The 22,562-nt window shown below is 43.6% G+C and carries 19 protein-coding genes and 1 tRNA gene; 10 read left to right on the top strand and 10 right to left on the bottom strand.

Features of this window, described 5'->3' with window-relative positions:
* Positions 1–114: 114 nt before the first annotated feature.
* From carB to JKK62_RS06355, 3 genes are all read right to left on the bottom strand, one after another.
* Positions 115–3,288 carry a carbamoyl-phosphate synthase large subunit gene (carB, locus tag JKK62_RS06345; RefSeq protein WP_201427171.1) on the bottom strand — a complete coding sequence of 1,058 codons (3,174 nt, stop codon included), beginning with the start codon at positions 3,286–3,288 and terminating at the stop codon, positions 115–117.
* A gap of 98 nt (positions 3,289–3,386) precedes the next feature.
* Complete coding sequence (locus JKK62_RS06350) at positions 3,387–4,601, bottom strand: dihydroorotase (RefSeq protein ID WP_201427172.1); 1,215 nt, start codon at positions 4,599–4,601, stop codon at positions 3,387–3,389.
* A gap of 437 nt (positions 4,602–5,038) precedes the next feature.
* The gene (locus tag JKK62_RS06355; RefSeq protein WP_201427173.1) at positions 5,039–5,491 is read right to left on the bottom strand and encodes a cob(I)yrinic acid a,c-diamide adenosyltransferase; all 453 of its coding nucleotides are present in this window, start codon (positions 5,489–5,491) and stop codon (positions 5,039–5,041) included.
* 115 nt (positions 5,492–5,606) lie between these two features.
* Here JKK62_RS06355 and JKK62_RS06360 point away from each other — a divergent pair, with 115 nt between their 5' ends.
* Together JKK62_RS06360 and JKK62_RS06365 are read left to right on the top strand one after the other, a co-directional pair.
* A complete protein-coding gene (locus JKK62_RS06360) occupies positions 5,607–5,888 on the top strand; it encodes a DUF3006 domain-containing protein (protein ID WP_201427174.1) in 282 nt (93 codons plus the stop codon).
* A 120-nt stretch (positions 5,889–6,008) separates the two neighbouring features.
* A tRNA-Ile gene (locus JKK62_RS06365) sits at positions 6,009–6,085 on the top strand.
* A 118-nt stretch (positions 6,086–6,203) separates the two neighbouring features.
* On the opposite strand, the gene JKK62_RS06370 is transcribed toward JKK62_RS06365, so the two are convergent.
* Positions 6,204–7,127: a transposase gene (locus JKK62_RS06370; RefSeq protein WP_201427175.1), complete on the bottom strand. Its 924-nt coding sequence runs from the start codon at positions 7,125–7,127 to the stop codon at positions 6,204–6,206.
* Positions 7,128–7,238: 111 nt separating this feature from the next.
* Here JKK62_RS06370 and JKK62_RS06375 point away from each other — a divergent pair, with 111 nt between their 5' ends.
* The 3 genes from JKK62_RS06375 to JKK62_RS06385 all read left to right on the top strand — a co-directional run bounded on the left by JKK62_RS06375 (position 7,239) and on the right by JKK62_RS06385 (position 9,490).
* The gene (locus JKK62_RS06375) at positions 7,239–7,409 is read left to right on the top strand and encodes a hypothetical protein (RefSeq protein ID WP_201427176.1); all 171 of its coding nucleotides are present in this window, start codon (positions 7,239–7,241) and stop codon (positions 7,407–7,409) included.
* Between the two features lie 154 nt (positions 7,410–7,563).
* A complete protein-coding gene (locus JKK62_RS06380) occupies positions 7,564–8,853 on the top strand; it encodes a reverse transcriptase domain-containing protein (protein WP_207752142.1) in 1,290 nt (429 codons plus the stop codon).
* A gap of 91 nt (positions 8,854–8,944) precedes the next feature.
* The gene (locus JKK62_RS06385) at positions 8,945–9,490 is read left to right on the top strand and encodes a hypothetical protein (protein ID WP_201427178.1); all 546 of its coding nucleotides are present in this window, start codon (positions 8,945–8,947) and stop codon (positions 9,488–9,490) included.
* A 265-nt stretch (positions 9,491–9,755) separates the two neighbouring features.
* Here JKK62_RS06385 and JKK62_RS06390 read toward each other — a convergent pair whose 3' ends face one another.
* A complete protein-coding gene (locus tag JKK62_RS06390; RefSeq protein ID WP_201427179.1) occupies positions 9,756–10,070 on the bottom strand; it encodes a hypothetical protein in 315 nt (104 codons plus the stop codon).
* Positions 10,071–10,109: 39 nt separating this feature from the next.
* On the bottom strand, positions 10,110–10,430 hold the full coding sequence (locus JKK62_RS06395) for a helix-turn-helix domain-containing protein (protein WP_201427180.1): 321 nt from the start codon (positions 10,428–10,430) through the stop codon (positions 10,110–10,112).
* 147 nt (positions 10,431–10,577) lie between these two features.
* Between JKK62_RS06395 and JKK62_RS06400 the strand changes: the two genes are divergently transcribed.
* The 4 genes from JKK62_RS06400 (at position 10,578) to JKK62_RS06415 (ending at position 15,769) form a co-directional block, all read left to right on the top strand.
* Positions 10,578–10,784: a helix-turn-helix domain-containing protein gene (locus tag JKK62_RS06400; RefSeq protein WP_201427181.1), complete on the top strand. Its 207-nt coding sequence runs from the start codon at positions 10,578–10,580 to the stop codon at positions 10,782–10,784.
* Between the two features lie 37 nt (positions 10,785–10,821).
* Positions 10,822–13,329: a leucine-rich repeat protein gene (locus JKK62_RS06405; protein WP_201427182.1), complete on the top strand. Its 2,508-nt coding sequence runs from the start codon at positions 10,822–10,824 to the stop codon at positions 13,327–13,329.
* A 222-nt stretch (positions 13,330–13,551) separates the two neighbouring features.
* The gene (locus tag JKK62_RS06410; RefSeq protein ID WP_201427183.1) at positions 13,552–14,139 is read left to right on the top strand and encodes a recombinase family protein; all 588 of its coding nucleotides are present in this window, start codon (positions 13,552–13,554) and stop codon (positions 14,137–14,139) included.
* Positions 14,140–14,197: 58 nt separating this feature from the next.
* Entirely contained in the window at positions 14,198–15,769 is a 1,572-nt protein-coding gene (locus tag JKK62_RS06415) for a recombinase family protein (RefSeq protein WP_201427184.1), read from the top strand.
* 79 nt (positions 15,770–15,848) lie between these two features.
* Here JKK62_RS06415 and JKK62_RS06420 read toward each other — a convergent pair whose 3' ends face one another.
* Positions 15,849–16,097: a hypothetical protein gene (locus JKK62_RS06420; RefSeq protein ID WP_243411769.1), complete on the bottom strand. Its 249-nt coding sequence runs from the start codon at positions 16,095–16,097 to the stop codon at positions 15,849–15,851.
* Positions 16,098–16,538: 441 nt separating this feature from the next.
* Here JKK62_RS06420 and JKK62_RS06425 point away from each other — a divergent pair, with 441 nt between their 5' ends.
* The gene (locus JKK62_RS06425; RefSeq protein WP_201427185.1) at positions 16,539–17,648 is read left to right on the top strand and encodes a dockerin type I repeat-containing protein; all 1,110 of its coding nucleotides are present in this window, start codon (positions 16,539–16,541) and stop codon (positions 17,646–17,648) included.
* Between the two features lie 691 nt (positions 17,649–18,339).
* Here JKK62_RS06425 and JKK62_RS06430 read toward each other — a convergent pair.
* The 3 genes from JKK62_RS06430 to JKK62_RS06440 all read right to left on the bottom strand — a co-directional run bounded on the left by JKK62_RS06430 (position 18,340) and on the right by JKK62_RS06440 (position 22,551).
* The gene (locus tag JKK62_RS06430; RefSeq protein ID WP_201427186.1) at positions 18,340–18,603 is read right to left on the bottom strand and encodes a DUF6809 family protein; all 264 of its coding nucleotides are present in this window, start codon (positions 18,601–18,603) and stop codon (positions 18,340–18,342) included.
* Between the two features lie 83 nt (positions 18,604–18,686).
* Complete coding sequence (locus JKK62_RS06435; RefSeq protein WP_201427187.1) at positions 18,687–21,911, bottom strand: type I restriction endonuclease subunit R; 3,225 nt, start codon at positions 21,909–21,911, stop codon at positions 18,687–18,689.
* Positions 21,904–22,551, bottom strand: coding sequence for a hypothetical protein (locus JKK62_RS06440; RefSeq protein WP_201427188.1), 648 nt, complete (start codon positions 22,549–22,551; stop codon positions 21,904–21,906). The genes JKK62_RS06435 and JKK62_RS06440 overlap by 8 nt, the downstream gene beginning before the upstream one ends.
* Between the last annotated feature and the right edge of the window lie 11 nt (positions 22,552–22,562).

The raw sequence follows: 22,562 nt of genomic DNA on the forward strand, positions 1-22,562 counted from the left end.
TTTTGCGCAATATTGAGTCAATCAAAAATCTCTGCTGTTACGCTTCGTTATCTCTCCCCCAACCCCCTCGTCAGAGGGGGCGGAGGATAAGCCGGATTTACTCTGACGTGCGCGTCAGGCGTCGATCGTCGAGATCGTCAGCGTGGTCTCCTCGAGTACATCGAGCAGAACACGAACGGTATCTAATGATGTAAAGATGGTCACGCCGTTCTCGACCGCCGTCTGACGGATGGCGGTACCGTCCTCATAGTGGACGCCGGACATGATGGCACGGGTGTTGATGACGTAGCTGACATAGCCCGCGCGGATCGCGTCGAGGATCTCGGTGCTGCCCTCGCTGATCTTGCCCAGCTTACGGGTCTTGATACCGTTCTCACGCATGACCTTTGCGGTCAGGTCGGTCGCCTCGATGTTGAAGCCGAGGTTGTAGAAGCGGCGTACCAGCGGAACAGCTTCTTCCTTATCCTCATCGGCAAGGGTCACGATGACGGTGCCGTAGTTCTGCACCTTGGTGCCTGCCGCAACGAGTGCCTTATACATGGCTCTCGACAGCTTTTTATCATAACCGATGGCTTCACCGGTCGACTTCATCTCGGGAGAGAGATAAGCGTCCAGACCCTTGATCTTCTGGAAGGAGAATACCGGAACCTTGACGTAGTATCGCTTCTTCTCTTCGGGATAGAGCTGGAAGATACCCTGCTCTTTCAGGCTCTTGCCGAGGATGACCTCGGTCGCGATATCCGCGAGGCTGTAGCCGGTGGACTTAGACAGGAATGGAACGGTTCTCGAAGAACGCGGGTTGACCTCGATGATGTAGACGTCATCGTTTTCATCAACGATGAACTGGATATTGTACAGACCGATGATGCCGATGGCTTTACCTAATTTCTTAGCATACTGTAAAATGATACCCTTGACCTTGTCGCTGATGGAGAAAGAGGGGTAAACGGAGATGGAGTCGCCGGAGTGAACGCCGGTACGCTCGACCAGCTCCATGATACCGGGTACGAATACATCGATACCGTCGCAGATCGCGTCGACCTCGACCTCCTTACCCATGATGTATTTATCGACCAAAACAGGTTTATCCTCGTCGATCTCAACCGCGGTTTTCAGATAATGTCTGAGGTCTTCCTCTTTGCTGACGATCTGCATCGCGCGGCCGCCGAGCACGAAGGACGGACGGACGAGCACGGGATAACCGATCTCGGCGGCGGCTTTGACGCCCTCCTCGATCGAGGTGACCGCCTGACCCGCGGGCTGCGGGATGCCGAGCTCCTTGATGATCGCGTTGAAGGAATCACGATTCTCCGCTCTTTCAATGGCGGCGCAGTCGGTACCGATGATCTTCACACCGCGATCCATGAGCGGCTGTGCGAGGTTGATGGCGGTCTGACCGCCCAGAGAAGCGATAACGCCCTCGGGCTGTTCAAAGTCGATGATCGCCATGACGTCCTCGGGAGTGAGGGGCTCAAAGTAGAGCTTATCGGCGGTGGTGTAGTCGGTGGAAACGGTCTCGGGGTTGTTGTTGATGATGATCGCCTCATAACCCGCGCGACGGATGGTCTGTACCGCGTGAACGGTACTGTAGTCGAACTCTACGCCCTGACCGATACGGATGGGACCCGCGCCGAGCACGATGATCTTCTTTTTGTCGCTCAGTCTGGATGCGTTCTCACCCGTGTAGGACGAGTAGAGATACGCGATATATTTGCCGGTGTGCAGGGTATCGACCATCTTGAAGATCGGGGTGATACCGTTTGCTTTTCTGGTATTGTAGATCTCAACCTCGGGAGTGTCCCAAAGCGAGGAAATGTATTCATCGGAAAAGCCCATGATCTTGGCGGCCTTGAGGGTCTCGATATCGCCCTTGTTTGCCTTTAAGGTGCCCTCCATATCGACGATCTTCTTGAAGCTCTCAAGGAACAGTTCGGTGATCATGGTGATCTCGTGGAGCTTCTCGATCGAAGTACCGCGGCGGAGCAGCTCGAACACGGCGTAAACGTTGTCGTCCTTGAACTCCTTGATATAGTCAAACAGCTCGTCGTCGGAGAAAGAGTCGAACTTCGCGAGGTGGAAGTGGCACACGCCTGTCTCCAGCGAACGAACGGATTTCAGACAGCACTCCTCGAGTGTGGAGCCGATGCCCATGACCTCACCGGTCGCCTTCATCTGGGTGCCGAGGGTATTGGGCGCGTCGGCGAATTTATCAAACGGAAAACGCGGGAACTTCGCGACGATGTAATCGAGGCTCGGCTCGATCGCCGCCGTACCGCCCGCTACGGGGATCTCCTCGAGCGCCATACCCATGGCGATCTTCGCGGTCACGCGGGCGATCGGATAACCCGACGCCTTGGAAGCGAGCGCGGAGGAACGTGAAACTCTGGGGTTGACCTCGATCAGGTAATATTCGCTGGAATTCGGATTCAGCGCGAACTGGACGTTACAGCCGCCCTCGATCTTCAGTTCACGGATAATCTTGATCGCGGAATCGTTCAGCATTTTGAGGTCTTTATCATTGAGTGAAAGGATCGGCGCGACAACGATGCTGTCACCGGTGTGGACGCCGACGGGGTCGACGTTCTCCATGCCGCAAATGGTGATCGCGGTGTCGTTGGAGTCACGCATGACCTCGAACTCGATCTCTTTATAGCCCTTGACGGACTTCTCAATCAGCACCTGATGGACGGGACTGAGGGCAAAAGCCTGTTTTCCGATCTCCAAGAGTTCAGCTTCATTGTCCGCAAAGCCGCCGCCGGTACCGCCGAGGGTGAACGCGGGACGCAAGACGACAGGATAACCTACGGCCTTGGCTGCTTCCTTTGCTTCATCAAGATTGTAGGTGATCTGCGACGGGATGACCGGCTCGCCGATCGATTCGCACATCTCCTTGAACAGCTCTCTGTCCTCAGCGCGCTCGATACTCTCGGAGGATGTGCCGAGCAGCTGTACGCCGCATTCCTTGAGGATACCCTTGCGCTCGAGCTGCATCGCGAGGTTCAGACCCGTCTGTCCGCCGATACCGGGGACGATCGCGTCGGGACGCTCGAATCTCAGGATCTTCGCGATATACTCGAGGGTGAGCGGCTCCATATAGACCTTGTCCGCGATCTGGGTATCCGTCATGATGGTCGCGGGGTTTGAGTTACACAGGATGACCTCGTAGCCCTCTTCTTTCAGCGCCAAACACGCTTGAGTGCCGGCGTAGTCGAACTCGGCAGCCTGACCGATGACGATAGGTCCCGAGCCGATGATGAGTACCTTTTTCACATCTGTTCTTTTTGCCATTTTTCATACCTCCAAATTTTCATCTATATCAATCTATCAGACAAATTTGTAGGACGAGCATTGCTCGTCCGCGGACGGTCAATGACCGTCCCTACGATTTATATGCTGTACACTTTCACGCCGTCCTTGACGGTCATCAGGCATACGCCGTTGAGCTTCCAGCCCTCAAAGGGCGTCGCCCTGCCCATCGACCGGAAGACGGCGGGATCTACGGTGAATTCTTTATCCAGATCCCATATCGTATAATCATTTTTCTTTAACGGAATATTGAAACGCTCGCGCGCGTTGAACACCAACAGCTCCATCAGCCTGTCCATCGTGATGAACCCGGTCTTGACGAGCTTCGTATACAGCACCGGGAACGCGGTCTCGATACCGACGATACCAAAGGCGGATTTCTCCAGCCCTCTCGCCTTTTCCTCCGCGCTGTGCGGTGCGTGATCGGTGGAGATCATGTCGATCGTGCCGTCCTTGATCCCTTGCAGCAGCGCCTCGCGGTCGGCTTTATCTCTCAGCGGCGGATTCATCTTGAAGCGTCCGTCCTCTTTTAGATCGCTGTCGTCCATCACGAGGTAATGCGGCGCGGTCTCACAGGTGATATCCACGCCCTCAGCTTTCGCCTGACGGATCAGCTCCACGCTCTCTTTGGTCGAGATATGGCACACATGATAGCCGCAGCCGGTCTCACGGCACAGCTCGATATCACGCTTGATCGGACCCCACTCGCTCTGTGAGCAGATCCCGCGGTGACCGTGCGCCTTGGCGTAGTCGCCGTCATGGATATAGCCGCCGTGCAACAGGCTGTTGTCCTCGCAGTGCGCGACGATCAATTTGCCGAGCGCCTTTGCTCTTGTCATCGCCTCGCGCATCATCGCTGCATCCTGCACGCCTCTGCCGTCATCGGAGAAGGCGACAACATCCTTTGCCATCCCTTCGAGGTCGGCGAGCTGTTCTCCCCTCTCTCCCACGGTGATCGCGCCGTAGGGCAGGACTTCGATCACCGCGTCACGCTCGATGATCTCGAGCTGACGGCGCAGATTATCGACGCTGTCGGGCACAGGGTTCAGGTTCGGCATCGTGCAGACGGCAGTGTATCCGCCGCGTGCCGCGGCAGCCGATCCGGTAGCGATTTTTTCTTTATAAGAAAATCCCGGCTCGCGAAAATGCACATGCACATCACAAAAGCCGGGAAAGACAACAATATTATCGGAGCACTGCGAAAAGTCCTCAGGGCAGAAAAGCGCACTGTCGACCGAGGGCAAAACGTCAGTTTTTTCGATTCTCTTACAAGCATATACCTTCATACCGCTCATATCGGAACGCTCCTTTCGTTATATCAAAATATCGGTTGAGATTGCCGTGTCATCGGTACGGTTGCCGACTCCTCGCAATGACAATCGTTTACGGGAAAGTCATCCCGAATACTAATCAAAAAGCCCCACCCAAGGCGAGGCAACACACGCAAAATCCCGGGTCCTTCGACCCGTATCAAAATTATCAGATCTTGTCGATATCACAGTATCGCCTTAAAGATTTGTTGTCTGTATTTTACCATACGAGGGTAGGTCTGTCAAATAGGTTTATTCTTCTAATAGCGCATAAATTCTGGTGAATATGACCAAAATCTTTCGTCATTATTCTCTTGTGAAAAAATCCGGGAATCCGCACCGTCAGAACCGCCCCCAAAAAGCCGTTTTCGGGCTTACAACGAAAAAAAGCGGAAAGATCCCTCTCCGCTTTCACTCAAATACTATCCTTTTCTCAATTCAACGATCTCGTCCGCGATCTTCAAAAACCGCTCCTGTACCTTTTCACCGGTACAGATGATCTCCAGACTGTCGGGCGCGTTGGACAAAAACTCATCCACCTCAGAGATACTGAGCTGCTGCTTTTCCACGCTGTCAAAAACGCCGTCCAGAATCAGCACACTGTAGCGAAACGTCATCGCGATACGCGCCGCGTGATCAAAGTATTCGCGCACACCGGCATTCGCGGGCAGCATCAGCCGCGTGATATGCGGCGCGATCTCAAACAGCCCGCTGTAGTCGTCATAATCCTCGCCGAAGCTCACCATCAAAACGTTCTTCTTTTTCAGCGCCGCTCTGATCGCCGTACCGGTACACAGTCTGGTTTTTCCGTTTGCTTCACCGTAATAGATCTCTACCATACCGAACGCCTCTTTCTCCAAAAGCTCTCGCATCATCCGTGATCGTTCTACTGTTTTTATTATACACCACGCGGAGCACGAATACAATACGGTTGACAAAGATTTCTGCTCAGTGTAAAGTATTATTGAAAAGTATTTTTGAGGTGATAGCATGAAAGTGATCGTTGACAGGATCGAAGAAAACATCGTGATCGTAGAAGCGGATGACGAGAATACATACAAGCTGTCATCAGCGCTTTGCCCCGACGCCCGCGAGGGCGATACCCTCGAGATCAACGTGATCGGAAAACAGCTCTCAAAAGAAGAGCCCCACACGATTTTCGAGCGCCTGCGCAAAAACAGCAATCGCAAAAAGGACATGAAAAAGGCAGTGAAAAGCGGCTCCTCTCCCGAGGATGACACTGTAGAAAAGAACGCTGAAACGCCCGATTAATACGCCGTTTTTCCGTCAATGACAATGCCAAATTTCGTGTTGACAAACGAGGGATAACTTGCTATAATGATTGGGCTGTAAAGCGATCATTACGGCGCCTGACATGACGCCGCTGCACAAGGGCCATTAGCTCAGTTGGTTAGAGCAACCGGCTCATAACCGGTCGGTCCGGGGTTCGAGTCCCTGATGGCCCACCATCCCAATATAAATCAAACCCATATTATTATGTCGGCGGGTTCGCCGTCACGGTTTGGTTTTAACGAAGAATAGCAGTTAGTTTTACGCTTAATCGAGCGTGAAGCTAACTGCTATTTTTTATTTAATAATTGGTAATCGCCTAAAATCAATAGTATTATTGTTTATGGCATTTTGCATTAAATCCTCAAAACTGATTTCTGGATTAAACCCATTGATCCTTTTTGTGTATTCATTTACTGCTTCATTTATCGATTCTGGTCTGTAACTATTTGCTTTATAGAAATCCATAAAATCATCAAATGTTTTCTCTACGAACTGATAGTTATATGTATCAGGTTTCCGCATTAAAGAAATTCCCATTTTTTTAATTCTTTTGTCTAAATGATCTATCTCGATTCTTATTCTTTTAATTGGAAACGAGAGCTGTAAAGTGCTATTCTCTTCAACAGAGTTACATACAAAATCGGTAAAAGATTCTTTATTATCATAAGGATAAACAGACATTTTTATTCTTTGAACTTTTTTATTGACTATTTCAACAGCTAAATACACAAAATCTTCAAAATCTACATTTTTATCATTTCTTGCGTAACGGTACTTTCTTTTTTCTTGGTCAGTGGGTTTACGCTTTCCGCTTATCTCGACAAGCCCTTTTAGTTTTCTAGTATTGAAATCATCGCAAACCATTGCAGACTTCAGTTTTTTATTTACTGACTTTGCTGCTCTTAATCCTATATCTATTAATTCTTTTATTTCTTCCGCAGTAGCTTTACTATTTATATTTGTTAAGTACCATGCCGCCCTAAACCATTTTGTCAACGGCAAATGTGTGTGATGAAATAGAGTTCCCGCCGTAACTGTGCACTGATATTCACAGTTACGGCATTTATTTTTATATGGACTGATTTCCCAAGAGTCGTTGCAACCACAACGCGGACAGCAAAAACCATTAGACCACCTTAATGCATACAAGTAATCTAAACAATGCTTTTCGTCGAAAAACAAATCATAAAAGTCATCAAAGCTATATAAGTCTGTCAATATAAGAACACTCCTTTTGGTTCGTAAAGGGAACTTTTTAACCCAACTAGCTATTAAGACTAACATCAACAGCAAACCATACTGATTTTTGCGAGCAGGGGGTCTTCAACTATGGATCGCGTCGCGCTTCAAATCATTTTGAGCAAGGAACAAACTAAAGAAATCGCGCGGTCTATCTATGGAGATATTGCCGATTACATTCAAGCACATCAGCAGGAATATGAGGATTTCTTAAATATCGAATATCCTTGTTTACAAAAGAAATATCAAACCAAAAAATAACTCTGATATTTAATCAGCTATGCTGTATTAGATATAAAAAAACAAAAAAAAGGAGATGGTGCCTATGATTGATTGATAATCATTTCAGGCAAAATATAAGCTTTTTATACTTGTGTGCGCGAGTGCTCTTTATGCTTGAGTATCTGAGTGTAAAATGCTTCAGGAAAGTGAGATGATAATTCTGCAAAAAGCACACAATGCGCCCGGGCAGAACTTTCTAAACAAGGGTAGCGAACAGAACGGGAGACCGTACGCCTCTTGTGACGCGGAGCAACGCTGGCTTGGATTTGATTTCAAGTCAGCGGAGCGCCTCGTTCGAAAGCTGCAAGGACGCATTGACAAGGCTCTGCTCACAGGAGAATTTGATAAGGTTTCGTATTTGCAAAACCTAATAGTCCATTCTTATTCTGCTAAAATGTTAGCTGTAAAAATAGTTACAACTAATAATGGTAAATATACCTCTGGTATAGATAATGTATTATGGTTGTCCCATGAGGACAAGTATAATGCTACTTTATCTTTGAACCGGCGGGGATATGTTCCTCGACCGTTAAGGAGAATCTATATCCCGAAGCGGAATGGGAAGGTTAGACCTTTGAGTATTCCAACGATGAAAGACAGGGCTATGCAGACTCTTTATAAGTTTGCATTGGAACCTATATCTGAATTGTTGGCGGACGAGCATTCCTATGGATTTCGTCCGAAGCGGTCTACTCGTGATGCTTTGATTAGATGTCATAATATCCTGTATAATCAAGAAGATTGTAGATGGGTATTGAAAGCAGATGTCCAATCATGCTTCGACAATCTCAGTCATGAGTGGATCATGGAGAATATCCCAATTGATAAGGAGATCCTTTGGAAATTCTTAAAATGCGGGGTCGTCCACCATGGTAGAAAGTATACCACAAAGTGCGGTGTTCCGCAAGGTGGGGCTATATCTCCGATGATTTGCAACATGGCGCTTGACGGGTTAGAACAGAGATTGACAGATTCCTTGCAAGACACCGAGTTTATTCGCTACGCTGATGACATTCTTGTTCTCAGTCCGTATGCAGGTAAGTTAGGCAAAGCAATCGGAATCATCAACGAATTTCTGTCAGTCAGAGGTCTAAGTCTATCCAAGGAAAAGACTATCATAACCGAAGCAAACAAAGGGTTCAGCTTCTTAGGCTGGTCGATAAAGACGGGGGAAGAACTCCCGCTGATAGTCGCTGATAGAAGTAATATTGAATCCCTGTTTGAAAAGGCTAGAGATATAATCTTTGGGTATGACGAATTATCAGATGTACTCAATAAACTAGAGCCTATAACAAAAGGATGGGCAGGATACCATAAGGGTGTTGTCCCTGAGGAGTTCTTAAAGGATGTTGCCAGAGCACTTCAAGATATTATCGGAAGTGTTAATGATGGCATTTATCCAAACCTATCTCAATTTTTTTAACTCGTCCCTGTAATCGTCCTCTACGCGCACGGAGGGCGAGCACATACGAGCCCGACACAAATTGAAAAATATTATTTAACAGGAGGATTTTATGTTAGAAAAATATGATTTGAATTATTTTGAAGAAAAAACTGAAATGTTAGCTGATGAAACAACAGAGCTTCTCGTGAAAGGTATTCCTATGTTTGATAGTATTATTTCTGTATTAGATATTACAGGAAGACTGCTACCAAATGATTCAAAAGAACAGTTGTTCTCTGTTTATAAACTTAATATTCAATTATATAAATATGCCAATGAACTTTTGCAAGATAATCGTAAGTCCAAATACTTTTATCACCAGGGGATTGTTCGATTCAGGAAAGAGGTGCTTTCATGCTTACAAACTCTCAGAAAAGTAATAGAATTCATAAAAATATCTGGAAACATACTTTCTGAGAATTATGTTGTAGAAATAGCTCAGTGTAAAAACCAATGGCAAAACATACTCGATTTTGATTTTTTCGAAACTTATGACAAAGAGCAAAACAATATTGAAGAAGTCGAGCAATCAACAGATGACGATGACGATTGGTCATATACAAAATACTATGGGGAGATTGAATTCGAAGATGAATTCACTCAGCCTATAGTTTGAGAAGTCGTAGATAGCGGTGGACGGACAAATAGTACTTCAAAATAAAGTATTCAGATTAATAAGCATTTAATGAATTATGTGTAAGCGTAATTAAAACACCATACACTGTTTTCAAAACACAGATACCCTGTGGATTCTTCGGGATTTTTTTAAACTACATATCAATCAGCCTTTCTGGTCACATCATAAACAAAAACCATTGGGACAAATCAACGTCTCAATGGTTCTTGCTCGTTATTAATCACTTAGTAGGTATAAACTATAATTAAATCAAGCCTGTGTCAATTCGATAGACATTGTCGCCAACCAAGAATTCCCACAGACCGTCACCGCAGTTTACGGCTTGGACTAACATATCTTTCAGTTCGTCTACAGCGGTCATCAAAGATATAATGTCATCCGCAGTAAAATAATCCAGCGAATCCGTCGAGGCAGTGATCGGCTGCTTTTCTTCTTTCTTGCTCAATCGGGGTTTATGCACCTTTTTGCCTTGCTCAGTACCTGAACCTTCTCGGTAAACCCTTATCATACTCAAATATATCCTTTCATGCATGAAGTACAGAGGTTTTTCTCTGTTCATAGATATATAAGGTATTTTTTTATTTGAGGCAATTGCGGATTATATCGATTCGATACCGAGCAGTATATCGACTGCTTTCTGTAAGTCTGTTTTCTCTCGGTATGAAATAATGATTTTTCGTTCTTTATCGTTCAATTCATCGGAAGCAAGACGGACGTTGAGCAATTCACTCGGAGATACATTTAAAGCAATGCAGATGTCAGCCAGAATATCGGCGTCGGGACGATTGACCCCTTGTTCCCAGTTAGATACTCGGCTGTTGCTGACGCCGATCATTTCACCGAATTCACGTTGACTATAGCCCCTGTCCTCACGGTATTTCTTAATTCTTGCACCGATTTCATACTTAGAATTGCTCACGATAACTCACCTCAATAAGTATTATACTTATTTGGTGAAAAAATGCAATGAAAAATCAAGGATTTCTGTAATAATATATTGACTTTACAGAATAACGGTTTTATAATGATAATAAATACAGATAATCTGTAAAAGGAGTGATGAAAAGTGAGAGTTTATGAAAAGGTTCGAGCTTATATTGACGAACAGGGCTTGAAGCAAAAGACCGTCGCAGAGAAAGCAGGGATTTCAAATGTGACTTTCAATGCGATTATGAACGGAAAGAGAACACTGTATGCGGACGATCTCAAGGCGATCTGCATAGCCTTGCAGGTCAGTCCAGAGTTATTCATTGAGGTGAATTCCATAAGTTAGTACTGCTAACATCTGACATATCGAAAGGATGGTTTTGATGAAGAAACTGATATGTATATTATTGACAGCGGCATTGTTGACATCTGTAATGATGTCGGTGATGGTATTCTCGGCTTCGGCTGATATTTTACAAACAGGATATTATGATGATCCATATGTGGGAACTGAACCGCCTATTCCTTCTCCCGAATGGTGTTTTAGACAGCTATCCGACAACACGGTAGAAACATATCTGTATATTCCGTCTGATTCATATGGATATTTTCCTAATTATTATAGTTTCTCATCATCATACTACAGTGATATTCCGTCATCATACTACGGTAAACCCATTACCCGAATCGGTAATATATTATATGACGGTTATCGTTACCATGACTGCATAATAACTGTGGATTCAATAAAAATCCCTGAGAGTATAACCCATATTGAAGCGGGAGCATTCTCAGCATTTCAAAATGTGAAGACGATTAATTTCAATGCCGTGGATTGTAAACAAATTGGCTCATTCGTTAATGAAAACAATAATAATACTATAAAAACCGCGTTTGACGGGTTTACGTCACTTGAAAAGATAGTGTTCGGTGAAAATGTGAAAACAATACCTGATTTTGCTTTCTATGGATTAAACTATCTTAATGATATAACAATCCCTGATAGCATAACATCTATCGGACAGTATTCCTTTAATGGATTAACTCAGTTTGAAAGTATTACTATCCCAAATACTGTTCAGTCTATCGGAAATTGTGCATTTGCCGATTGTACAAGTTTAGAGACGATCACCTTGTCTGAAAGATTGACCACTATCGGCTCTGGTGCTTTTTCAAACTGTGAAAAGCTGAAAGAAATAACTATTCCTAAAAATGTGTCCTATATAGGTGACTGCGCATTTGCAAATTGTTTATGTCTTAAAAAAATAAATTATAAGGCAACAGATTGTGATCACATGGGGTATCTGGTATATTACGGCGAAGATTATGATGATGAACTTAAATCACACGTATTCCAAAACTGTCCATCTGTTGATAGCATTACTATTGGAGATAATGTTACAAAAATACCAAACGCAGCATTTAGGGGGATTAAACATTTGGATTCTTTTACTGTACCTGAAAACATCATCTCAATGGGAAATTACGTTTTTGACGAAGATGCTTCAATTAACACACTGTATTTCAATGCTTCAAATTGTGATTATCAATCATATTCATATCATGATGATGGTTCAGAATCATATATTATTGAATCCTCTTTTCCGCATACAATGTACATTGATTCTATTTGTATTGGAGATTCTGTCAATTCTATTCCCGATGGACTGTTTTGCAATATGCAGCATATATCATTCATTGAAATCAAGTGTAAAATAACCGAATTAGGAAATATTCAAAATTGTTACAACCTAAAAGAAATCGTGTTACCTGATAGTATTACTGTATTCAATTCTCAGGCATTCAAAGGTTGCACTCAACTTGAACAATTCAATATCCCCGAAAGTCTTGAAAGAGTTAGTCGGGGTGCCCTTGATGATACTGCTTGGTATGCGAATCAACCTGACGGTGTTGTTTATGTAGGCACAGTATTATATTCATATAAAAACACAGAACATCCCGAAACTGTTACTATAAAGGACGGAACAAAAGCCATAACTTCATATGCTTTTGAAAGAAGTAATATTGAAAGCATTTCCGTTCCGGACAGTGTTACAGTAATCGGAGAGGGAGCATTCAAAAATTGCTCGGAATTAAAACAAGTGCACCTCGGCAATGGATTAACCGAGATAAAGGGAAGTACATTTTATAACTGCAATAACCTTGAAACGATCAACATACCTATGGGAGTAACAAGTATTAACAGTACTCGTACCAGTTATCTTTGGGGTCCAACCGTTTATGATGGAGCTTTTGAAAACTGTTCAAGTCTGCAACATGTTTATATTCCTGACAGCGTAGAGACAATAGGTATTGAAGCATTTGAAAACTGTTCAAGTCTGCAACATGTTTATATTTCTGATAGCGTAGAAAACATAGGAATAGCATCATTTCAAAACTGTACAAGTCTTTGTTCTGTCAGGATGAGTCGTAACATTTCTAAAATAGGTGAATATGCATTTAAAGATACAGCATTAAAGGATATAACTATCAGAAACTCTGAAGTTACAATATCAGATGAAGCGTTTGGTTATGTTACAGGAGAGTATAACTATAATACAGGGAAATATGACTTAGAACGAACTGATGATTTTAAAATGTATGGGTACAAGAGAAGCACTACCGAAGTTTATGCTTTCCTAAACAGATTTATTTTTGAAGAAATAAGCGACAAAGAATATCTCGGTGATATTGACGGCGATGGTGAGGTCAGCATTATAGACGCAACCCTTATCCAGCGGCACCTTGCGGAGATACCTGTCTATGAGTATATTGAACAAGCAGCAGACACAGACGGCGACGGCTCCGTAACAATCATCGACGCAACTTGTATTCAGCGGTACTTGGTAAACCTTACTTGTCCCGCAGGTATCGGCGACCTGATTCCATAGCTTAAAACACAATCAAATACGTCTTGCCACGCAGGAGCGACCGATCTCTTGCGTGGTTTTTTCTATATAAAAACAAACATCTCATTTCCTTTATAGTTTTTGAGGTCAAGAATCTAATAAAAAACTTTTAAAAAACCGTAAATAATATAAAAGAAACACTTTATTTCTTTTCGTTTATATACTATAATATCATTATCATATTTCTCGAAAGGAATTATAATTATGATTTACGGATATGCAAGATGTTCTACAAATGATCAGTTACAAGACGTTCACAGGCAAGTTAGAGAGCTAAAACATAAAGGAGCTAAAGACGAAACGATCTATTATGAATATGAAAGCGGTATGAAATCTGATCGTCCCGAATTAAACAAATTGCTAAAGGCTGTTAATTTAGGCGATACGATTATTGCAACGGAACCAAGTAGAATGACCCGTAGCACCAAACAACTATGTGAGATCATAGAATTCGCTAAAGAGAAGCATATAAGACTGGTATTAGGTACATTTGTTGTTGATTGTACCAAAGAGCTTGACCCGATGACCGAAGGAATGTTAAAAATGATGGGCGTGTTCAGCGAGCTTGAACGGAATATGATTAGTCAAAGGGTCAAGAGCGGAATGAATAATGCTCGAGCAAAGGGGAAGTCAATCGGACGACCGAAAACAACAGCCGACGACATCCCGAACATTTTCTACAGACATTACCCGAAATACAAAAACGGAGAAATCAACAAAAAGGAGTTTTCCCGACTTTGTGATCTTTCGTACCCGACGATTTATAAATACTTGAAAATGGTTGAGGGTTGATTTTAGTTTCACTTTTCTATATACTTTAAGCAAAGCAGATTAAGGGAGCAGAATTCATATGAAAGCTGTTATTTATGCAAGATATAGTTCATCAGCACAAAGAGAGGCAAGCATAGAGCAACAGGTTGAAGTGTGCGAAAACTACGCACGCAATAATGATTATCAAGTTGTTAAGGTCTATTCTGATAAAGCAAAGACAGGGCGAACAGATGATAGACCGGGGTTAAAGAAACTACTCTCAGACTGCTCAAAAAATATATTTGATGTAGTATTGATCTATGCTATGGATAGATTCAGCAGAGATACAAGACTTGCTCTTGAAAACTTATACAAAATAGAATTTGAAAACAATAAAAAAGTCATTTCGGTGACACAGCCCCTTGATGATTCTCCTTGGGGACGTTTTTATCGAGTTGTGCAAATGGCAGACGCACAAAAGTATAGCGAGGAGTTGGCGGAGAAAGTTAAACGAGGCATGAAATATAATGCTGATAAGTGCTTATATAACGGCGGTAGCGTACCACTGGGATTTAAAATTGTGGATAAAAGATACGAAATAAATCCCGATACTGCCCCGATTGTAAAAATGATATTTGAATGGTACGCCGACGGTGTAACCGTTGCCGATATAGCTAAAAAGCTAAATGCACAAGGAGCGAAAACCTCTTTCGGGCGACCTTTCAACAAGAATTCCCTGCATACCCTATTGAAAAACAAAAAGTATTTAGGGTACTATACATTTGATGGATTGGAAATTCCTGACGCAATACCGCAGATTATATCAGATGAACTGTTTGATAAAGTTGCAAAAAGAATGGCTACAAACAAGCAAGCCCCTGCGAGAGCAAAGGCTAAGGTCGAATACATACTTACAACTAAACTTTTTTGCGGACACTGCAAGGGTATGATGACAGGCTTTTCCGCTACAGGACACTTAAAGAAAACCTATAGATACTATGTCTGTAACAAGACTAAAGAAGTTCCAAAAAACTGCAATAAAAAAGCGGTTCATAAAGAGTATATTGAAGATTTGGTTATAGAACGGTGCCGTAAACTGTTGACGACCAAAAACATACAACGGATAACTAAAGAATTAGTTGCTACCGCCGAGAGAGAAAAGGACACTACAAATCTAAAGGCTTTACGAAAAGCACTAAAGGATAACGAAAGAAAGCACGAAAACACCATAAACGCAATCATGGAAAGTGATATTGAAAGTGTACGCAAGGCGTTGGGTACTAAGATACCTGTCTTAGAAGCTGAACACGAGGAAATCGAAAAACAGATTGAAGCAGAGGAGCGGTTATTTGCTTCTATCTCCGAATCAAGTATACTATTCTTCTTAACGAGTTTGAAGAAAGGCAATATCAATGATATTAAGTACCGCAAATTGCTGGTGAATGTGTTTGTCAATAAAATCTATTTATACGATGATAAAGTAACAATAACATTTAATTCAGGCGACGAGCCTGTAACTATATCAGACACACTCCTTTCAGAATTAGATGAACACAGTAAGCCCTCCAAGGGTTTGAGTTCAAAAAAAGATGGACCACCACAGCAGAGCAAATCCGAAATCGTCATCGTCGGTGACTGTTTCGGATTTCTCATTTTCCGTGGTTTTGTCTGAATGTGAGCTATATCCGTATAATCGAATCAGGCAGGGAGTTTTGACGCTCCCTGCCTGTTTTTTACTCTCGCAGCGATATTTACATCTGTTCGATCACCGGCCCACATTCGCTCTGTTCTTCGTCCTGTTGCTTCAAAAGCTCTTGCGCCTGTCTCCATTCTTCAAACTCTTTTTGTCCTTCCTCGGTCTCAAAGAAGGCAATGATGTCGGGGAGAACCATTCGTGCAATGGATTCCAATACATGTTCCGGGATTCCGCACTCGGTGTTAGGATCGGGCGGTAATCCCATTAAGTCGGCTTCAGTGATTGTCTTGCGTGTTGTTGCCATAAGACAACGCTTCTATCTTTGTTGGTCATTCCTCCTTCTTATATCAGATTGATTGTGCCCATCGGGCGGTGGATTTGTAATTCATTTTTCCTCCGACATTTGTTTTTGCTATTTGGAAAGAGTAACTGAAAATGAAATAGCCTCATGTGTCAAGCAGGTTGACACACAAGACTATGAATCGGCTGTATTCAGTTATCTTTCTGTTTGTTATTATATCAAATTCGAACATATTTGTCAAGACTTTGGTTTCGAACTATCATTAGTAGAGCCTTTACATATGCCGAACTGTTCTTCAGAGCCGTTCGGCGTTTTCTTTGTATTGCGCCACAATATTTGACAACGGATTTGTATCACACCGGACAAATATTTACTGAAAACTTTTACTTGTAAAACCTCCCGATCTAAGCTAAAATACACCAAACCGTGAAGGAGGTTTCTGTTATGAAAATCAAATCTGTATTATCTTTATCACTCTGTATTGCTATGATGATGACCGTTTCCGTTCATGCTCAGAGCCGAATATTAGGCGATGTCGACGGTGACGGTGAGATCGGTATCACCGATGCTACCGTCATTCAGCGATATACGGTCGGTATCAAGACGCCTGTCGCCGTTACTTCTTCTGTTGCGGATATCGACGGCGACCATGCTGTGACCGTGATGGATGCTTCACATATCCAACGCTGGATGGTGAATGTATCAGATAGCTATCCGATCTCGAAGCCTGTCTATGAACCGTCACCGACCGATCGGTATGTTACGGTCGAGGGCGTCACCTTCGATTTGAAGAAGGTTCCGTCGGAGATCATGCTTACCGATAAAAGCATTACCTTGATGCTCTTGCCAAAGAGCGAAATCGATCCGCACGATATCACGACGATAGTCAACAACGGTCACTACCGAAACGAGATCGACTACACCGACAGCCGTTTCAAGGAGAGTTACCTGATTGAAAAGGAGAACGGAATTCTCTACGGCTACGACTGTGAAGTGACCGACAGAGTGGATAATCCTCTCGCTTACGTCTATGCTCATTACAAAAGCGGACTGTACTTTCCTTTCCAGACAACGGTCAGCTGTATCGGAAAAGCGCACGGAAGCTTCCCGATCGAGCTGTATTACAAGGGCGAACTGATCCGCCGAGTGAACGTCAAGGTCGACGTCAACCGTGCTCCCGATGATATTGAAAAGACGTTGAATGTTGTTCGCTCGGCAGAGAAAGTGTGCTGGACTTCGTCCATGAACGACAGAGAAAAGATGAAAGCCTTCGCCGAATACATACGGGATCACTACACATATGATCAGATCATGTGCGTTGAAGGAGCGGTTCTGACCGCCTTTGCTGCGCGCGATCTGGGACTTGAATCCATGCTTCTATACCCCGGTGGTGAAGCAACCCAGCACTGTGATCGCCATATCGTTACATATAATCTGTACGCCAATACAGCCGTTCCGGGCGGTCACTGCGCATGCCTGGTCGAGTACGATGATTGCATCCTACGCTATGATGTGCAGGGTGAGCTGTGTATTATCAAGGAATATACATGCTGATAACTCAACAAGAATCGCCGTCCTTCGGGACGGCTTTTTCTTTATTACACCCAGTAAAACCGGACAACTTTTTCTTTGTCTAAGCGGAGAAATAATTTCTCTTTTGTGCACTTTTTTGCCCGAAATCTAGTGCAACCCACTTTAAGCACTGATTTTTGGCTTGATTTCGTAATCAGAAAATCTCAGCAACCCACAAAATCAAAAATGTTTCAGTAGCAACCCACCTAAAAACCAGCCCAATAAAGGTCTCAAAAATGGCTTAACGGTCGGCGTTGCCGTCCGTTGTGATGCCCGATAACTTGAAACAGCAACCCACTTCCTTTTCACCTGCTTCAAAATCGAACTTACACCGTATTCGTCATAATGAACAATTCACTTCATAGAATAAGCCTTCAGCGTTAATTCATTTTGGGGACGGTATTATGCAGGGACGACAACGCATTGTACTAAAATGGCGCTTATCTAAGCGCTTTTCGATGTTTTGGTGGTGTGTAGAAAAAATATCGTCCCCACCGTCCCCGAGTAATAAACGAGGATATAAGAAGGTCAATCACCTTATAATTCTTCTCCAAGAACACATCTCAAAACCAGATGTTTAAGAACCATAATTTTACGATTCAAATAGCGAAAATCATTCCAAATTTGCTCATCAGAAACGAGAACAGCGGTGAGATTATCTGTCTCACCGCTGCTATGATTCTGTATAAATCTCTGTTGCGATCTTCACGCCGAGCTTGAAGCCTTCGATATAAGCATCCTTCTCAGACAGAGCGATCAGCGAAAGCTGACAGCTTTCTATCTGTTCCAGCTTTTCTTTTTGCTGCTCCGAAGTGATTATTGATCGAAACTCATCGAGTAATTTCGCCATCTCTGAGAGCTTTTTCTTGGTGTCCCTGCCCTGATTATACTCGCTTGGATTCACATTTCCGAAGTAGAAATCTTCTAACGTGGTCATGGTATCACGCTCCTTACAAGCACAATACAATACCACAGAAAACGAAAAAGTCAAGCAGAATTAATCACTTTCTAAATTGATAATCAAGCGACTTCTCCTATCCAGCCATAGCCCTGTACCGCCATATCGACAAAGTGATTCATTAGCAAGTTGATTTTGGAATCGAATGAGACCTTGTCATAGCTATCGGGCAAATCTTCGTTGAGCGATACCGCTACAGCTGATCTCACCGTTTCTCTAGTCTGGTCATCTTTGTACCAATCCACTACCAGCAATTCGTTACGACTTTCTGTCAGTTTCTTGAATAGATTCTTAGCGGACAGTTTAACCTTTTGCTCTTCCTTTTGAGAGAGCTTTTTTCCGGCTGCTAATAGATCATAGATTTCCAGTTCTTCTTCGGTAAGTCCTTCAGTATTAGCTCGCTCATTCTCCTGCTGTAATTCCTCGATGAGTTTAATCAATTGCTCATAGTAATCCTCGTTCTCAGAACCGCCTGCATTATACCGATCAATGATATTTTTATAACGCTGAGAGAACTTACTACGGGTACAGTTTTTGTTAAGCATCTGCTGCAGTGCTTTCTTTATATAATCCTTGAGATCATCGATCTCAATTGCCTTATACTGGGCAACCTTGATTTCTTTTCTCAGTTCGTCTACATCGATTTTTGATAGATCAATTACCTTTGTACGGTGGATCACATACTCTGCATCGTCCTCAAGAGATGAATTAGCAGATACGCTGCCATCCAGCACTTTTGCCATTCTGACTCTGGCGCGGGCGACTTTTTCATCGTCTATCGTATGCCGGAACAAACCGTGCAGATAAACCAGCGCGGCGAATTTGTCATTCTCCCAGTTCTTTTCAAATACTTCGGGCTTTGATGCGTCATAAAGATTAACCAGTGTATTCAAAATGACCTTAAACTTTTCTTTGTCATCATCGTTAGCTATAATGGTATCATAAGCAGAGCGCAACATATCCAAACGGTCAAGCACGTTGTTATTCTCAACGATTGTGCTGATATCAATCCCGAGTGACAGCAAAAACTCATCCGCTTCTGCAATTGTTGCGTCAATATATCCGATCAGCTTGTCGATATCTTTTGCAGGAAACTCTGTGCCATCATTACCGGTGGCATACTGAGATAAAGCCTTCTGCATATACTTAAAGACGTTCACATAGTCTACGATGATACCGCACGCCTTGCCGGGATAGACGCGGTTAGTACGAGCGATCGCCTGCATCAGCGTATGCCCTTTCATCGGCTTGTCCAGATAAAGGGTAGACAGATTCTTGACGTCAAATCCTGTCAACCACATCGCGCAGACAAAGACAAGCTGCAGCGGATCATAATCCAGTTTGAACCGATCTTCAATATCCAGACCTTCCGGTGAGATTTCGTTCATCTTGCGGCGATGCTCAGTAATATCCAAGCCCTGCTTGCTGAACTTCTCGCCCTCGTCCTGCTCCTCAGAAATGATAACCGCCATCTCTACACTATCCATATAGTTCAGGATGTTCTTTAAGCGGTCGCGCTCTTCTTTTGTTTTTGCGGCGTTTCGCTCCTGTACGATCTTCTGTCGTTCAATCTTCCAATAGTGTTGAACCTTGTCATACATCTTAACGGCGGTATACTTATCAACCGATACCACCATGCCTTTGCCGAGGAATCCCCGACGTGGGAAGTGATGCGCGATATCCTGAGCGATCTTATCCAGTCTGTCCTCGCGCTTGATAACCTCTAAAATACGGGATGACGAATTCTCCAGTAAACGTGTTTCATCCTCGTTCAAATTCTCATCCTCAATAATATCGACGATATCGTCATCAAGGAAGTCGTTTTCCAATCCGACCTCAGGAACTCTGCGCGAGTAGTACAGCGGTACTGTCGAGCCGTCCTCTACCGATTGAGCAAAGTTATATTCCGATACATAGTTGCCGAACCACTGATTCGTCAGGCGCTTTGAGCCGAGCAGAGGTGTACCGGTAAACGCAATATAGTTCGCGTTCGGCAGAGCGATGCGCATATTCTCCGCCAAATCTTTATACTGTGTTCTGTGCGCTTCATCCACCAACACGATGATATCGTCACGTTCAGACAACACAGGGTACTTTTTACCCTTGTCGTAGCGGAACTTATGTATCAGGGTGAAGATGAATGACTTGTTTGTTTTAAGGAATTCTCTGAGCTGACGGCTGTTGCGAGGCTGGCACTCTTCTTTCGTCCCGATGACCTCGGTGCGGACAAAGTTCTTGTGTATCTGGGTGTCCAGATCCTCTCTGTCCGTAATGATCAAAAAGCTGAAATTGCCCTCGATCTTACGGCGCACCTTACGGGCGAACATGACCATCGAATAGGATTTACCGGAGCCTTGCGTATGCCAGAAAACACCGAGCTTTCCGTTCAACTCTTTACGATTCTTCACGGATTTCATCAGATTATTAACGCCGAGATACTGGTGATTCTTAGCGATGATCTTGACGCTCTGATTCTCAAAGAGGATAAAATTCTCGATATAATCGATCAGTCGAGCTTTATCCAGCAGACCGTCAACAAAGTATCTGACGGAACTATCCTCAACACTATCAGGATCAGCCAGAAGCTCTCTGTCGAGTGATTCTTTTTCGTCCTTGACTTTCAGCCACTCGAAGAAGTAGTCAAAGGTAGCGTTGAATGCGCCGAGCTTCGTCTGAATGCCGTTGGAGAGAGCGCAGATCTGGTTGAACGCAAAGAGGTTGGGGATATCTCTGCGATAATCCAGCAGATTCTTATTATACGCTTCCTCTACCTTGATAACGCTGTTTTTTAACTCGATGAACACCAGCGGCAGACCGTTGACAAAGATCAGAATATCGGGGCGGCGATAATACACCCTGCCCTGAATCCACATCTGCGATACTGCGGTGAAGGAGTTGTTCCCGGGACGGTCAAAGTCGATCAGCTTAACAAAATCAAAGTCCTCTTTTCCGTTTCTGCGAACTGTAATCTTGATGCCGTTGCGTAACTGCTGATATAGCTTATAGTTGGTAGCGGTCATATCCGTTCCGGTGAAATCACGGCGCAAATCCTTGACGATCTGCTCCAGATATTGATCCTCTACCGTCGGATTAATCTGCTTTAAGGAGCTGAGGAGGATATCCGGCAATACGCACTCCCTCTTAGAAGCGCGACCGGTACCGTCCGGCAGAGCTTCACGCTTTGACGGATCAGCATCACAGACAATGACGTCATACTCAAAAGGCTTCGCCCTGAGCTTGTCCAATATCGCCTGTTCTATATCGTTTTCAGAAATGAAGTTACGCATAGCTTTCCTCTTTTTTTATTGAAAGGGCTGAACGATAGAATATTTGATCCTTTATTATCGTTTTAACCGGTGTTGGAACCTTCTTGCAATTATCAATTGCGCTTGAAAGAATGTCTTTCACACTGATTCTGGACAACCTCACTCGTTTCATTACGTCTTTTGCAGTTACCTCTGATTTTGCGCTTCGAATTAAAGATTCCATGAAGTTTTGAAACGAATCAAGATACCCTTCCCGTATGCCTTTTCTTACATCGATTGCTACATAGTTTTGGAAATTTAAAACATTTCGTTTTCCGGGATTGTTTTGTAAAACCAAAATCTCTGTTTCTCCGGAATATCTCCAATTAATTCTATCTTCCAATTTGTTTTTGAAGTCGACAAATGCTTTATTACTGAAATACCAATCTCCCGACATAGCTTCATTTACTCTTTTGTAGGTTGGATCTTTTGATTTTGTAAAATCATCTGTATAACCTATTGCATATATCGAACAATACTTTGCTGAATTATAATGGATGTATTCAAATTCTTTCAAAATCTCTGTTTCTGTAGAACGAGCAAAAAGAAAAACTACAATCTCTAAACTCTCTATCTGTCGTTCTCTTCTTTCGATTTCTTCATAACTACTTGCAGCAAACATAATGACCTCCT

This window comes from Ruminococcus difficilis (assembly GCF_016680995.1).

Bases quoted from the DNA above. Each gene is read 5' to 3' on its own strand.
- carB (WP_201427171.1), bottom strand. From the start codon at position 3,288: ATGGCAAAAAGAACAGATGTGAAAAAGGTACTCATCATCGGCTCGGGA.
- JKK62_RS06350 (WP_201427172.1), bottom strand. From the start codon at position 4,601: ATGAGCGGTATGAAGGTATATGCTTGTAAGAGAATCGAAAAAACTGAC.
- JKK62_RS06355 (WP_201427173.1), bottom strand. From the start codon at position 5,491: ATGATGCGAGAGCTTTTGGAGAAAGAGGCGTTCGGTATGGTAGAGATC.
- JKK62_RS06360 (WP_201427174.1), top strand. From the start codon at position 5,607: ATGAAAGTGATCGTTGACAGGATCGAAGAAAACATCGTGATCGTAGAA.
- JKK62_RS06375 (WP_201427176.1), top strand. From the start codon at position 7,239: ATGGATCGCGTCGCGCTTCAAATCATTTTGAGCAAGGAACAAACTAAA.
- JKK62_RS06380 (WP_207752142.1), top strand. From the start codon at position 7,564: ATGCTTCAGGAAAGTGAGATGATAATTCTGCAAAAAGCACACAATGCG.
- JKK62_RS06385 (WP_201427178.1), top strand. From the start codon at position 8,945: ATGTTAGAAAAATATGATTTGAATTATTTTGAAGAAAAAACTGAAATG.
- JKK62_RS06390 (WP_201427179.1), bottom strand. From the start codon at position 10,070: ATGAACAGAGAAAAACCTCTGTACTTCATGCATGAAAGGATATATTTG.
- JKK62_RS06405 (WP_201427182.1), top strand. From the start codon at position 10,822: ATGAAGAAACTGATATGTATATTATTGACAGCGGCATTGTTGACATCT.
- JKK62_RS06410 (WP_201427183.1), top strand. From the start codon at position 13,552: ATGATTTACGGATATGCAAGATGTTCTACAAATGATCAGTTACAAGAC.
- JKK62_RS06415 (WP_201427184.1), top strand. From the start codon at position 14,198: ATGAAAGCTGTTATTTATGCAAGATATAGTTCATCAGCACAAAGAGAG.
- JKK62_RS06420 (WP_243411769.1), bottom strand. From the start codon at position 16,097: ATGGCAACAACACGCAAGACAATCACTGAAGCCGACTTAATGGGATTA.
- JKK62_RS06425 (WP_201427185.1), top strand. From the start codon at position 16,539: ATGAAAATCAAATCTGTATTATCTTTATCACTCTGTATTGCTATGATG.
- JKK62_RS06430 (WP_201427186.1), bottom strand. From the start codon at position 18,603: ATGACCACGTTAGAAGATTTCTACTTCGGAAATGTGAATCCAAGCGAG.
- JKK62_RS06435 (WP_201427187.1), bottom strand. From the start codon at position 21,911: ATGCGTAACTTCATTTCTGAAAACGATATAGAACAGGCGATATTGGAC.
- JKK62_RS06440 (WP_201427188.1), bottom strand. From the start codon at position 22,551: ATGTTTGCTGCAAGTAGTTATGAAGAAATCGAAAGAAGAGAACGACAG.